This window comes from Prosthecodimorpha hirschii (assembly GCF_001305515.1).
In the GTDB taxonomy this organism is placed as follows: domain Bacteria; phylum Pseudomonadota; class Alphaproteobacteria; order Rhizobiales; family Ancalomicrobiaceae; genus Prosthecodimorpha; species Prosthecodimorpha hirschii.
The window spans coordinates 4,450,202-4,463,530 of the sequence record NZ_LJYW01000001.1; the positions used below are offsets into that span (position 1 = coordinate 4,450,202).

The following is a 13,329-nucleotide window of genomic DNA, read 5'->3' on the forward strand; positions in this document are numbered from 1 at the left end:
CGCCCTTCGGGCACCTTCTCCCGCAAGGGGAGAAGGGGATAACGCGTTGAAGGATCGGGGGAATCAGCCCCACGATCTCTCGGTCCCTTCCCCTTCGCCCCCTGTCAAGGTGGAGAAGGGGATGGCGCCGGGAGAACGGAATGCGCGCGGGCTTCTGCCTGCCCGATCTCCCGGTTTTTTCCCTTCGCCCCCTGCAGGGGGGAGAAGGTGCCCGAAGGGCGGATGAGGGGGTGGATAGGGCGGTCTTCCGCTGGATTCGCGGTCCGAGCGGGACCGGACAATCCGTCGTTGCCGCGGCATTGCAACCCCTCATCCGCCCTTCGGGCACCTTCTCCCGCAAGGGGAGAAGGGGATAACGCGTTGGGGGATCGGGGGAATCAGACCCACGATCTTTCGCCCCCTGTCAAGGGCAGGCGGCGTCCGACCTCCCCCGTCAGGCGCGGGCGGGCGTCACCGGGGCGGCGTTGCGGCCGAAGGTGTTGAGGTCGAGGGCGACCAGGCGGGGGGCGGTGCGGGAGACGGCGGCGACCACCGCGAGGGTGACGACGCCGCCGGCCCAGACGGCGCGGGCCGGGCCGAGCCAGGCGGCGGCGAGGCCGCTCTCGACGGCGCCGAGTTCGTTGGACGAGCCGATGAACACCATCCGGACGGCGGCGATGCGGCCGCGCAGGTGCTCGGGCGAGGCGAGCCGCACGATCGACTGGCGGATGACCACGCTCATGCCGTCGCAGAGGCCCGAGGCGAACAGGGCGGCGAGCGACAGGAGGAAGCTCTCCGACAGGCCGAACACGATCATCGAGAGCCCGAAGCCGGCGATGATGGCATGCAGCGCCAGGCCGGCATGGGCCTTGGGCAGGAAGCGGGTCGCCGCCAGCGCGGCGGTCAGCGAGCCGGCCGCGGCGGCGGCGCGCAGGAGCCCGAAGCCGGTCGGGCCGACGTGAAGGATGTCGGTGGCGAAGACCGGCAGCAGCGCCGCCGCGCCGCCGAAGAACACGGCGAAGAGATCGAGCGCCATCGAGCCGACCAGCACCTGGTTGCCGAACACGAAGGCGATGCCCTCGCGGATCGCCGTGACGGCGCCGACCGGCTGGGCGGGCTTCTCCGGCGTCGGCTTCGGCGCGATGCCGAACGAGACGGCGCCGAGCACCAGGGCGAACAGGCCGGCCAGGATCGCATAGGCGGCGGCGGGGCCGGCGGCGGCCCAGACGAAGCCCATCGCGACCGGACCGACGATGTCGGCGGAGCGGTTGGCCATCGCGATATACGGAATGCCGGCAAAGATCTGCTCGACCGGCAGCACCTGCGCCTCCAGCCCGGTCGTCGCCGGGGTCTGGAAGGCCTTGACCGAGGCGGCCGCGACCGCGACCGCGAGCAGGAAGCCGAGCGTCGGCCCCGTCGCCGAGGCCAGCGCCAGCCCGGCCGCCAGCAGGGCGAGGGCGGCCGCGCAGACGATCACGATCCGGCGCCGGTTCAGGATATCGGCGAGATGCCCGCCATAGAGCACCAGGGTGATGCCCGGCAGGGCCTCGGCGAGGCCGAGCGCGGCCAGATCGAGCGGCTCCTTGCGCAGCGCATAGACCTGATAGCCGAGCAGCACGAGAAGCGCGGAGGCGGCAAAGCGCTGCACCGTTACCGAGGCGAGATAGAAGCGGAATTCGCGGTTGGCCCAGATGCCCTGCATGTCGCGTCCCGTCTCGACCCGCCCCGACACAGCCATGGTTCTGCGTCCCGGCGGTTTGTGTCGCACCTAACCATCTGCCCGACCACCCCGCTGGCGGCATGGTGGCGATGTGGCAATGAGGGACCGCCGGCGCCTGTCCCGATCGGATGGAATCATCCGATCGATCGGGAAATGCGCCGGAGGCGATGGCTTGAGCCTGTCCCGGTCGGATCGCTTCGCTCTCGGCGGGACAGGCTCCGGGCGGTTCGGCTGACGCCGGCCGTCGGTTCCTCAGATCGGGTCCTGAGATAGGGCCCTCAGATCGGGCCCTCGGGCGGGGGCGGGCGGCGTGCCGGTGCCGGCCGACCCGATGGCGCCGGCGCCGCCTCACACCGCGGCGAGCTTGTTCAGGTCCTCGGCGAGACGGCGGGCGAGCTGGCTGGCGGGCGGGGACAGGTCGCGCTGGCTCGGCACGACCAGGCCGAGCTTCAGGGTGTTGATGGCGGGAGAGTTGAGGGGGCGCCAGGCGATGTCGCCCTGCTCGATCTCGTGCAGGAAGCCGAGCCGGGTGAAGAAGGCGAGCCCCATATTCAGCGTGATGGCGAGCTTCAGCATCTGGATGGAGTTCGACTGGATCTTCGGCTTCAGCTGGCTCTTGAAGGTGGCGAAGGCCGCGTCGACGTCGGCGCCGCGCGGCAGGGGACCCGACTGGGTCAGGATCGGGTAGCGCGTCACCTCCTCGAAATCGACCGACAGGCGCGAGGCGAGCGGGTGGTCGGCGCGCATGACGACGCCGATCGGGGCGGAGACTTCGGTCAGGTAGCGCAGCGAGGCGGGCAGGTGGCCGACGAAGGTGAAGCCGATGTCGATCTCGCCGCTCGACACCATGGCGGTGACTTCGGGCGGCTGCACCGCCAGTACCGAATAGGTCACGGCCGGGAAGTCGACCCGGAAGCGGTCGATGGCGCGGGGCAGGAAGTCGACCAGCAGCGAATCCACCGCCGCGATGCCGATATGGCCGGAGCGGGCGGCCTTGAGGTCGTCGATGGCGCCGCGGACGCGGTCGAAGTCGTGCAGCGTGTCGGTGACGTGGCGCAGCAGCAATTCGCCGGCGACCGTCAGGCGCATGCCCGAGGGCAGCCGGTCGAACAGCGGCGTGCCGAGATCGGCCTCCAGGTTCAGGATCTGCCGGTTGAGCGCGCTCGCCGCGACGTTGAGGGCGGCGGCGGCCTTGCGCACCGAGCCGACCCGCGTCACCTCCCGGAAATAGTAGAGCGCGGCGGCATGCAGCATCGGCGGACGGGTCCCGGGGCGGTGGCGGCCGCCCCATTTGAGGGCAAGTTCAGCGCCCCTTCCAGACCGGTTTGCGCTTTTCGACGAAGGCGCGCACGCCCTCGCTGGAATCCTCCGATTGCAGCGCCTCGACCAGGGCCGGCAGCCGCAGCGCCTGCGCCTCGGTGGCCGAGAGATGGGCGGAGCGCCGCACCACCTGCTTGATGGCGCGCACCGAGAGCGGCGCGCAGGCGAGGATGTCGGCGAGCCAGCGGTCGACCGCCGCATCGAGTTCGGCGCGCGGCGCGACCTCGTTGACGATGCCGAGCGTCAGCGCCTCCGGCGCCTTGATCCGGCGGCCGGTCAGCATCAGCCCCATGGCGGCGCGGAACGGGATCTGGCGCTGCAGGAGCGTCATGCCGCCGTCGAGCGGCAGCCGGCCGACCCGCGCCTCGGGCAGCGAGAAGGTCGCCTCCTCGGCGGCGACGACGATGTCGCAGCCGAGCACCATCTCGAAGCCGCCGCCGGCGGCATGGCCGTTGACCCGGGCGATCACCGGCACGTCGAGGCTCTGGCGCAGCGCGATGCCGCCGAAGCCGTTCGGCCGCGCCATCGCCCAGTATTCGAGCCCGGAGGCGCCGCTGCCGCCCTTCATGTCGGCGCCGGTCGAGAAGGCCCGCTCGCCGGCCCCGGTCAGCACCACGGCGCGCACGTCGCGGTCGGCCTCGATCGCGGACCAGATGCGGTCCAGCTCCCGCTCGGAGGCGGCGTCGATCGCGTTCAGCACCTCCGGCCGGTCGATGGTGACGCGGGCGACATGGTCGGTGACCTCGAAATGGATCGGCATGCATGTTCCTTCGAAGATCCGTCGAACGGATTCGAACGGCACCGGGAAAATTGCAATCGGCCGGCGACCGGTCGACTATCGTCCGGCGACCGGTTGCCTACTCGGCCGCGCGCGCGGCGCCGAGGCCGATCTCGGCGAGGACCTCGGCGGTGTGCCGGCCGAGATCGGCCGGGGGTATGCGGATGGTCACCGGCGCGGCCTCCATGTGGACCGGCGAGCCGACCACGCGGACGCGCTCCTTCTCGCCGTCGACCTCCAGCACCATCCCGTTGATGGCGGTCTGCTCGTCGTCGAGCGCCTCGGCGAGCGAGCGCACCGGCGCGCACAGAAGGTCCTGCGCCTCCAGCCGGTCGAGCCAGTGGGCGGTCGTCTCGGCGGCGAAGCGCTCCCGGAAGATCGCATGCAGCGCCGGCTTGTTGGCGACCTGGTCGGCATGGGCGGCGAAGCGCGGATCGGTCGAAAGATCGTCGATTTCCAGGGCCTTGGAGATGTCGGCGAGCGGGTTGGCCTTGAACGCGCCGACCAGCACCACGGCGCCGTCGCGGGTCGGGAAGACGCCGGACAGCGGCATCGCGCCCCAGTTCACCTCGCGCCCGCGCATCATGTGGGCGGCGGCCTCCTGGGTCTGCGCGGCCAGCATGGAATCGAGCAGGGAGACGCTGATCCGCTGGCCGCGGCCGGTCTTGGCGCGCTGCAGGAGCGCCAGCAGGACGCCCTGCACCAGATGCATGCCGGCCGAATAGTCGGCGAAGGTGGTCGAATGGATGGCGAGCGGCAGATGCGGGTCGGCGCGCCGGTGCATCACGCCCGACATGGCCTGGGCCAGCACGTCCTGGCCGCCCTTGTGGGCATAGGGTCCGGTCAGTCCGAAGCCTGTGCCGACCGCATAGATCAGCCGCGGATTGAGCTTGGCCAGCGCCTCGTAGCCGAAGCCGAGCCGTTCCATCACGCCGGCGCGGAAGTTGTTGACGACCACGTCGGCGGTCGCGACCAGCCGCAGCACCGCCTCGCGGCCCTCCGGGCTGCGGGTGTCGAGCACGATCGAGCGCTTGTTGCGGTTGAGCGAGCAGTAGACCGGACCGAGCAGGCCGGCCGGATCGTTCGGGAAGGCGGTGCGGGACAGATCGCCCGTGCCCGGCTTCTCGATCTTGATCACGTCGGCGCCGTAGTCGGCCAGCATCTGGGTCGCGACCGGTCCCATCATGACTTGCGTGAAGTCGATGACACGGATGCCGGAGAGCGGAAGATCGTCGGGCATGCTCACGCGGCCGTCTCCATGATGCGCGCATTGGCCGAGGGGATGTCGCCCGGATCGCCGCCCTGGGCGCGGACGCGGGCGCAGATCGCCGCCGGATCGACCTTGCGCAGGTTGAGCCCGCCCGAGACGGCGAGCGCCGCGGCGACGCCGGCCGACTGGCCCATCGACATGCAGGGCGGGATCTCGCGCGACAGCTTCTGGGCGGATTCGGTCGCCGAATAGTGCCGGCCGGCGACCAGCAGGCCGTCGACCTCCTTCGGCAGCAGGGCGCGATAGGGGGTGTAGTAGTCGCGGCCGCGCGCCACCGTGTCGTGGAAATGGACGCGGTGGTTCACGTCGTCCTTGGTGACGACATATTCGCCTTCGAGCAGGCGCGTCTGACGGACGCCGAGCTGCGGCGCCACGTCGATGACATGGGCCTTCTCGAAGCCCGGCATGTTGGCGCGGACGAAATCGACCAGCGCATAGATGCGGTTGCGGCCCTCGAAATCGGCGCGCGTCTGGTCCTCGACCTTGAGCGCGTCGAGCCCGGTCATGTGCGGGCAATTGCACCAGACCACGCCCGGCAGCGGCGTCCTGAGCCACCAGCGCTCCCACGAACCGCCGACGACGCGGCGCGCCTGCTTGTCGATGCGGGCGAATTCCTCAGGCGATTCATAGCGGAAGCGCTCGGCCTCGTCGGCATCGACGCCGCCGAGGCGGAACACGGTGGTGACCATATAGGCGCCGTCCGTGAACTTGGCGCCGGCCGAGGCGGCCACGTCGAGATCGCCCGAGGTGTCGATGATCACGTCGCCGAGGATCGCCTGGCGGCCGGCCTTGGTCTCGCAGATCACGCCGCGGATGCGGCCGTCGCGGACGATGGCGCTGGAGAACCAGGAATGCAGCCGCACGTCGACGCCGCTCTCGGCGATCATGTCGTTGGAGACGCGCTTCCAGCCGTCCGGGTCGAAGGCGGCGGCCATCACGATGGCGTTCGGCTTGGTGTCGGTGCGGAAATCGAACAGGCCCCAGGAGGCCCAGCGCCGATAGGTGTCCCAGCCCTGACGGCGGTCCTCCTCGGGCGGGTAGACGCAGGCGCCGACCCGGGCCATGCGCTCGATCATCTCCATGCACAGGCCCGTGACGGTGACCTCCTGGCCGTTGTTCATGTCGTCGAGCACGAGCACCATGCCGCCGGAGGCGAGGCCGCCGAGATAGGGATAGCGCTCGATCAGCGTGACCGAGCAGCCCTCGCGGCGCGCCGCGATGGCGGCCGAGAAGCCGGCCGGGCCGCCGCCGACCACGACCACGTCGGAGCGGCGCACGACCGGCACGTTGCCGGGAGTTTCGGGAATGAAATCAAGAGACTGCATGATGGTCTCCGGTCAGGCTGCGGGCTGCCAGCGCACGGCGAGGCGCTCGGCAAGCGTGATGGCGAGGAAGAACAGAACCGAGAAGACGGACCCGACGATCACGGTGGCGTAGAGCATCGCGCTGTCGAAATTGTAGGTCGACTGGATGATCAGCGCGCCGATGCCGGTGGTCGAGCCGATCCACTCGCCGACGATGGCGCCGATCACGGCCGTCGAGGCGGCGATCTTCAGGGCCGAGAAGAGATACGGCACGGCGTTGAGCAGGCGCAGCTTGAAGAAGATCTCGGTATTCGAGGCCGACAGGACCTTCATCAATTCGAGCGACTGCGGGTTCACCGATTCCAGGCCGCGCACCATGTTCACGAGCGTCGGGAAGAAGCAGATCAGCGCCGCGATGGCGATCTTCGGCTCCATGCCGTTGCCGAGCAGCAGCACCAGGATCGGCGCCTTGGCGACGACCGGGATGGTGTTGATCAGCACGACGACGGGGAAGAAGGCCTGTTCGGCCGATTTCGAATGCACGAAGACGGTGGCGATGATGATCGCGGCCAGATTGCCGAGCAGGAACCCGGAAATCGACTCGATCGCGGTCGGCAGCAGGTTGACCATCAACACGTCGAACTTGGCGACCAGCGTGGTGGCGACCAGATAGGGCGACGGTGCCACGAAGGTCGGCACCTTGAGGACGTAGACCAGCAGCGCCCAGACCCCGATCAGGGCGGCGATGCCGAGGGCCGGCAAGAGCCGGCGCTTCAGGCGCGTGCGGGCGAGCCCGCGCCGGTAGGCGGCCTCGGCGGCCGCCACGGCGGCGGCGCGGGCCTCGAAACGGACGGTGTCGGGCGCGGCGTTCAATGGGTGCTCCCGAGCTGGGCGCGCAGACGCGCGGCGATCGCAACGAATTCGGCCGTATCGCGCACGGCGAGTTCGCGATTGCGCGGCAATTCGATCGGCTGGAGCGCGGCGACGCGGCCGGGATTGGCGGCGAGCACCAGGACCTGGTCGGCGAGAAAAACCGCCTCGTAGACCGAATGGGTCACGAACAGGATGGTGGTGCCGGTCTCCGCCCAGATGCGGCGCAGTTCCGCATTGAGGCGGTCGCGGGTGAATTCGTCGAGCGCGCCGAAGGGCTCGTCCATCAGGAGAAGGCGCGGGCCGCCGAGGAGCGCCCGGGCGATCGAGACGCGCTGGCGCATGCCGCCCGAGAGTTCGTGCGGATAGCTGTTCTCCCAGCCGGACAGGCCGACCAGCGCCAGCAGTTCCTTCGGGGTTGCGGCACCGGCGGGAAGCGCCCGCCGGCCGCCGACTTCGAGCGGCAGTTCGACATTCTGCAGCGCCGTGCGCCAGGGCAGCAGGGCCGCATCCTGGAACACGAAGCCGAGCGATCGCCCGCGCCGGGCCTCGGCCGGGGAGGTGCCGAGCACTGAGATGTGCCCTTCCGAGGGGGCGATCAGGTCCGCGACGACCCGCAGCAGTGTGGACTTGCCGCAGCCGGAGGGGCCGAGCAGGCTGGTGAACCCACCCGGCTCGACCGAGAAGGACACGTCCTCGAGGGCGGTCACGGTGCGCCGCTCACTCATGAAGCGGACCGAGATGCCCCGACAGTCGACGGCGGGCGCGCTCATCCTGTCGGACCCGTCAGCCGAGCTTGATGCGGGCGTCGGCCGTCGCCTTGAGGATGTCCATGGTGACGACCTCCTCCAGCTTCGGGACGCGCTTGGTGAACTGGCCGAGCTCGGCATAGAGCGCGATCTGCTCCTGCCAGACGGCCGGGTCCATGGTGCCGAAGCCCTCGGTCTTGGTCTTCTCGCCGAAGGCATATTGCAGCATGATCTTGACCGCATCGATCTCGTCGGCGCGGACCAGATTGGGGAATTCCTTGACCAGGAAGTCGACCGCCTTCTCCTGGTTGTCGCGGGCATAGGTCCAGCCGCGCGCGGAGGCGGTCAGGAACTTGGCCAGCACCTCGGGCCGCTTGGCGATAGTCTCGGCGGTGGCGTAGTAGGGCAGGGCATAGAGGCGCACGCCGGTATCCCACAGGCGCATCTCGACGCGCTGGTCGCCGAGCACCTTCAGCGCCGTGGTGTTGGTCAGCCAGCCGGTGACCACGTCGACTTGGCCGGTCAGCAGCGGCGCCATGTCGGCGCCGATCGTGACGATGGTCACGTCCTTCTCGGCGATCTTGTTCTTGGCGAGCAGCGCGCGCAGCAGGATGACGCCGGTCGCCTGGATGCCGACCTTCTTGCCGATCAGGTCCTTCGGCTCCTTCACCGGATTCTTCTTCAGCGAGAAGAAGGTGTAGGGATGCACCTGCGCGCCGGTGGCGAAGCACTTGATCGGGATGTCCTGCGAGGCGGCGAGCATCAGCGACGGGCTCGACGAGACCTGGCCGACCTCGAAGCGCCCGGCCGCGACGACCGCGACGCCGTCGATGTTCGGGCCGCCCGGTTGGAACTTCAGGTCCAGCCCCTCGGCCTCGTAGTAGCCGAGCGCCTTGGCGCAGACTTCGCCGATCTGGTTGCCGGAGAGGAGCCAGCCGAGCTGGAGGTTCACGGTCGGCTTAGCCTGGGCATGGCTCTCGATGGTCAGAAGCGGTCCGAAACCGGCCGCGCCGGCAGCAATGGCGCCGGCCCCCTTCAACATCTGGCGTCGATCGATGCGTGTCACGGCAGGGGCCCCCTCAGGTTCAGGACGGCTGCGTCCGGCTTCCGTCACAGAAGTGAAACACCGAAGGGGTGTGCGCGATAGAACCAAGTTTCGAAAGATGCGTGCGTAAATTCCGCACGCGACCATTTTCGAGCCAGCTGTCGCATGTTTGCGCGGACCCGCGGGCCGAAGCCAAGCGCATTGGCGCGGGAATGGGCAGCGTGCGGGTGATCACCGACGCGGCCCGCGGGCCTTGACGCACGACAGGTCGGGTCGCGATCCTGGATGGATCACGGGGGAAATTTGCATGAACGATACGGAGTTGATGGCGCTGGCGCAGCGCGCCGCCGGGGGGAGCCCGAACCGGGTGCGGCAGGTCGGGGCGGCGGTGTTTCTGTGTGACGGCGGCGAGCCGATCGCGGCCTGCAACACCTTTCCGGCCGGGGTCGCCGATCTCGACTGGCGGCACGAGGGCGACGGCCGTTTCGTCTGGATCGAGCATGCCGAGCGCAATGCGGTCTATGCCGCCGCCCGGGCCGGACGGGCGCTCGACGGGGCGACGCTGGCGACGAGCTTCTTTCCGTGCATCGACTGCGCGCGGGCGATCGTGCAGACCGGCATCGTCCGGCTGGTCACGCCCGAGCCGGCGCTGGAGGACCCCGTCTGGGGCACGGCCTTCCTGCGCTCGCGCGTCATCCTGGAGGAGGGCGGGGTCGAACTGGCCTTCCTGTGAGGATGGGCGGATGTAATGGCGGGCGGATGTGACGGTGGGCAGATGTGATGGTGGGCGGATAGAAGGGACGGCGGCCGCTCAGCCGGAACGCGCCCAGGCGGCGGCGCCGATCGAGGCGAGAGCGTCTTCGAGCGGCGGGGCGGCCGGCGCCGAGGCGACGGCTTCGACGAGGCGCGCCTGCCAGGCGGCGAGATAGGCGGCCCGCTCCTCCGGGCTGACGCGCGGCGCCGCATAGGCGACGAAGGGCTCCATCACCTCATAGCCCATATACTGCAGGAGCAGCCGCTCGACCGGATAGAGCACGGTGCCGATCGGGCCGTAGACGCCCTCCGGCGAGAAGCGCTCCGGCGTGCCGCCGGTGGTCACCGAGAAGAGCGCGCGGCGGCCTTTGAACAGGCCGCTGTCGAAACGCCGGCCGTCGACATAGGCGAAGCCATAGGCGAGCACGCGCTCGCACCAGCCTTTCAGGATCGCCGGCATGCCGCCCCACCAGAGCGGGAACTGCAGCACGAGCAGGTCGGCGCGGCGGACGCGCTCCTGCTCGCGGGCGATCTCGGGCGAGAAGCCGCCGTGGCGGGCGGCATGTTCCTGTTCGCGCTGGTAGTGGAAGCGGTCCGGATCGGCCACGGTGGTGAAGTCGTGCCGGCCGGCGACCGGATCGAAGCGCTCGGCGAAGAGATCGGACACCTCGGCCGTATGGCCGGCGGCCCGGATCGCCGTCACGGCGGCCGCGGTCAGGGCGGCGTTGAAGCTCTGCGGTTCCGGATGGGCGTGGACGATCAGGACGTGCATGCGGCCTCCGGCCGAAGGGGAGACCGGCCGGATGGCCGGCCGGGTCTGGGCGGATCGTTCGGGTGTCGGGCGGCCGGCGTCCGGTTGTTCGGCGGCGGCCGGACGGCCTTCTATTCGGCGGCGACCGCCGAACGGCCTTTTTATTCGGCGGCGGCGGCCGCCGGGGCCGGCATCGGATAGTCGTCGGCATTCAGGACCCAGCCGGGCTTCAGCGAGAAGTCGATGCGCGGCGGCGAGAAGATGTCGACGAGCTGGTTCACGCCCGGCTCCATGCCGCGCGAGGTGTGGATCGCCGGCGGCGGGATCACGCACAGCGACGGGGCCGGGCAGAGCGCGTGCTCGTCGGCGCGCCACTGGGTCATGTCGAAGGTCCAGGGCCAGCGCAGGTGGTGGGTGAAACTGCCTTCCAGCGCCAGCGAGCCCTGCTCGAAATCGTCGTGATAGTGCGGCGACAGCTTGTGGATGTCGCGCGGGCCGAGCTGCGGCGGCAGGAAATTGACCATCAGGTTGGTGGTGCGCCAGATGCGGCCGAAGCGGCCGGGCTCGTCGGGCACGTCGAGCGAATAGGCGCGCAGGCGGTAGCCGCCGGCCGGCTCCGGCCAGGGCTCGAAGGCCGGCACGTTGGGATGCTGGTCGGCATAGGAGGCGGCATTGCTCGCCGCCGCGGCCAGATCGGCGGCCACGGTCGAGAAGATGCGCACCAGGATGCCGCCTTCCGGCAGTGTTACGGCGCTGTCGCCGGGCGGCACGACGATCAGCGCATAGCCGTCGCTCGACACCGTGTCGGAGCCGGCCGAGACGGTTGCGGCGGTGTCGCGGTTCGGCAACAGGGCGACATATTCGTCCGGCTGGTCGATCCGGGAGAAGACGGCGCCCGGGCGGGCCTCGGTATAGGCGACCAGGAAGTTCTGGCCGCGGGTCAGCCAGGTGCGGCCGTCGGCGTCGTCGACCTGCGGCGCGTCGGCATGGAAGTGGCCGTATTCGGCGCCCGCGAAGGTGGTCGGCGCCGGCTTCGGCGTGGCCGTCGGGGCGTTCAGGGCGGAACGGGGATCGGACTTGTCGTACATGGCGGGCTCCGTGCGGGGTCAGTGCGCCTTCGGCTTCAGCCCGGCGAAGAGGCCGGACGGGAACAGGAAGAGCACGAAGAGGAGGGCGGTCAGCGCCGCGACATTCTTGAAGCCGGCGCCGAGCAGCACGATCGCCACCGCCTGCAGCACGCCGAGCAGGATGCCGCCGGCCAGCGCGCCTGCGGCATTGCCGAAGCCGCCGATGATCGCCGCGATGAAGCCGGAGACGCCGAACGGCGTGCCGCTGTTGAAGGCGATCGCCTGCATCGGCGTGACCAGGATGCCGGCGACCGCGCCGAGCGCGGCGGAGAGCGCGAAGGAAAGCAGCAGCATCGCGCCGACCGGGATGCCGAGCAGCGCCGCCGCCTCGCGGTTCTGCGAGCAGGCGCGCAGCGCCCGTCCGGCCCGGGTGCGGGTGAAGAACAGCCAGAGCAGGCCGACCATCAGCGCGCCGCAGCCGACGATCCAGAACAGCTGGTAGGGGATCGCGATCGCGCCGATCTTGAGCGGCCCGCCGAGGGTGAATTCCTGGAAGGTGTGCGGCTGCTCGTCGACGGTCAGGATGGTGATCCGCTCGATCATGATCTGGGTGGCGAGCGTCGCCAGGATGATGGCGAAGAGCGGCGAGCCGCGGTTCCACATCGGCCGGACCACCAGCACCTCCATCAGGAGCCCGACCAGGGCCACGAAGGGCACGGCGATCAGGAAGGCGATCGGCAGCGGCAGGTGGAACTTGCGCAGCAGCACCTCGCAGGCCATGCCGCCGAGCATGACGAAGACGCCCTGCGCGAAATTGACGATGCCGCTGGCATTGTAGATGACGCAGAAGCCGATGCCGACCAGGCCGTAGATGAGGCCGACGCCGACGCCGTTGACGAGGCTTTGGATGAATTGCACGGCGTCAGGCATGGGCGGGCTCCGCGCCGTCATCCGCGACGGCTTCCGTGCCGCCCAGATAGGCGGCGAGAACATCCGGGTGGACCTTGATCTCCGCGGGGCTGCCCTCGGCGATCTTGCGTCCGAAATCGATCACCACGATGCGCCGGGCGACCTTCATCACGAGGCTCATGTCGTGCTCGACCAGGAGCACGGTGACGCCGCGGCCGTTGATCCGCTCGATCACGTCGGCGAGCGCCGCGGTCTCCTGGGTGTTGAGGCCGGCGGCGGGCTCGTCGAGAAGCAGGAGGCGCGGCTCGGCGGCGAGCGCGCGGGCGACTTCGAGCAGCCGCTGCTGGCCGTAGGGCAGCTTGCCGGCGGGCATGTCGGCGACGCCGGACAGGCCGACGAATTCGAGCAGGTCCCGGGTCTTCTCGGCGACATGCGCCTCCTGGGCCCGCGCCCAGCCGGGCCGGAACAGGGCCGCGAAGACGCCGCCGCGCGAGACCCGGTGGAAGCCGACGGCGACGTTGTCGCGGACCGAGAGATCGGCGAAGAGCTGGACCAGCTGGTAGGTGCGCACCAGTCCGGCGCCCGCCACCGCATGCTGCGGGCGGCCGGTGATGATCTGGCCGTCGAAGCGGACCTCGCCGGAGGTCGGCGTCAGCGCGCCCGAGATGGCGTTGAACAGCGTGGTCTTGCCGGCGCCGTTCGGGCCGATCACCGCGAAGATCGCGCCTTCCTCGACATCGAAGCCGATCCGGTCGTTGGCCACCAGGCCGCCGAACCGCATGGTCAGGTCGTTGACGGAGAGCAGGGCCATGGC

13 protein-coding genes are annotated in these 13,329 nt (G+C 69.9%); 1 reads left to right on the plus strand and 12 read right to left on the minus strand.

From position 1 onward, the window contains the following. Positions 1 to 433 precede the first annotated feature (433 nt). The 8 genes from ABB55_RS19545 to ABB55_RS19580 form a co-directional block, all read right to left on the minus strand. Positions 434 to 1,717 (minus strand): MFS transporter, encoded by a 1,284-nt coding sequence (locus ABB55_RS19545; RefSeq protein WP_152982112.1) that lies wholly within the window; start codon positions 1,715 to 1,717, stop codon positions 434 to 436. Positions 1,718 to 2,047: 330 nt separating this feature from the next. Next, the gene (locus tag ABB55_RS19550) at positions 2,048 to 2,953 is read right to left on the minus strand and encodes a LysR family transcriptional regulator (protein ID WP_054360302.1); all 906 of its coding nucleotides are present in this window, start codon (positions 2,951 to 2,953) and stop codon (positions 2,048 to 2,050) included. 49 nt (positions 2,954 to 3,002) lie between these two features. Further along, positions 3,003 to 3,779: an enoyl-CoA hydratase-related protein gene (locus ABB55_RS19555; protein WP_054360303.1), complete on the minus strand. Its 777-nt coding sequence runs from the start codon at positions 3,777 to 3,779 to the stop codon at positions 3,003 to 3,005. A 97-nt stretch (positions 3,780 to 3,876) separates the two neighbouring features. Beyond that, complete coding sequence (locus ABB55_RS19560; RefSeq protein WP_054360304.1) at positions 3,877 to 5,037, minus strand: CaiB/BaiF CoA transferase family protein; 1,161 nt, start codon at positions 5,035 to 5,037, stop codon at positions 3,877 to 3,879. A 2-nt stretch (positions 5,038 to 5,039) separates the two neighbouring features. Beyond that, complete coding sequence (locus tag ABB55_RS19565; protein ID WP_054360305.1) at positions 5,040 to 6,392, minus strand: FAD-dependent oxidoreductase; 1,353 nt, start codon at positions 6,390 to 6,392, stop codon at positions 5,040 to 5,042. A gap of 12 nt (positions 6,393 to 6,404) precedes the next feature. Continuing rightward, positions 6,405 to 7,244 (minus strand): ABC transporter permease, encoded by an 840-nt coding sequence (locus ABB55_RS19570; protein WP_054360306.1) that lies wholly within the window; start codon positions 7,242 to 7,244, stop codon positions 6,405 to 6,407. Next, on the minus strand, positions 7,241 to 8,014 hold the full coding sequence (locus ABB55_RS19575) for an ABC transporter ATP-binding protein (protein WP_083463771.1): 774 nt from the start codon (positions 8,012 to 8,014) through the stop codon (positions 7,241 to 7,243). Before ABB55_RS19575 ends, ABB55_RS19570 begins: the two co-directional genes overlap by 4 nt. 13 nt (positions 8,015 to 8,027) lie before the next feature. Continuing rightward, a complete protein-coding gene (locus ABB55_RS19580; RefSeq protein WP_244472078.1) occupies positions 8,028 to 9,056 on the minus strand; it encodes an ABC transporter substrate-binding protein in 1,029 nt (342 codons plus the stop codon). A 286-nt stretch (positions 9,057 to 9,342) separates the two neighbouring features. On the opposite strand from ABB55_RS19580, the gene ABB55_RS19585 reads away from it, so the two are divergent. Continuing rightward, positions 9,343 to 9,768, plus strand: a complete 426-nt coding sequence (locus ABB55_RS19585; protein WP_054360309.1) for a deoxycytidylate deaminase — start codon at positions 9,343 to 9,345, stop codon at positions 9,766 to 9,768. Positions 9,769 to 9,846: 78 nt separating this feature from the next. On the opposite strand, the gene ABB55_RS19590 is transcribed toward ABB55_RS19585, so the two are convergent. The 4 genes from ABB55_RS19590 to ABB55_RS19605 all read right to left on the minus strand — a co-directional run bounded on the left by ABB55_RS19590 (position 9,847) and on the right by ABB55_RS19605 (position 13,326). Continuing rightward, positions 9,847 to 10,560 carry an NAD(P)H-dependent oxidoreductase gene (locus ABB55_RS19590; protein WP_083463772.1) on the minus strand — a complete coding sequence of 238 codons (714 nt, stop codon included), beginning with the start codon at positions 10,558 to 10,560 and terminating at the stop codon, positions 9,847 to 9,849. 140 nt (positions 10,561 to 10,700) lie between these two features. Beyond that, complete coding sequence (locus ABB55_RS19595; protein WP_054360310.1) at positions 10,701 to 11,627, minus strand: cupin domain-containing protein; 927 nt, start codon at positions 11,625 to 11,627, stop codon at positions 10,701 to 10,703. Positions 11,628 to 11,645: 18 nt separating this feature from the next. Then, complete coding sequence (locus ABB55_RS19600) at positions 11,646 to 12,536, minus strand: branched-chain amino acid ABC transporter permease (RefSeq protein WP_160321273.1); 891 nt, start codon at positions 12,534 to 12,536, stop codon at positions 11,646 to 11,648. Further along, entirely contained in the window at positions 12,529 to 13,326 is a 798-nt protein-coding gene (locus tag ABB55_RS19605) for an ABC transporter ATP-binding protein (protein WP_054360312.1), read from the minus strand. The genes ABB55_RS19600 and ABB55_RS19605 overlap by 8 nt, the downstream gene beginning before the upstream one ends. Between the last annotated feature and the right edge of the window lie 3 nt (positions 13,327 to 13,329).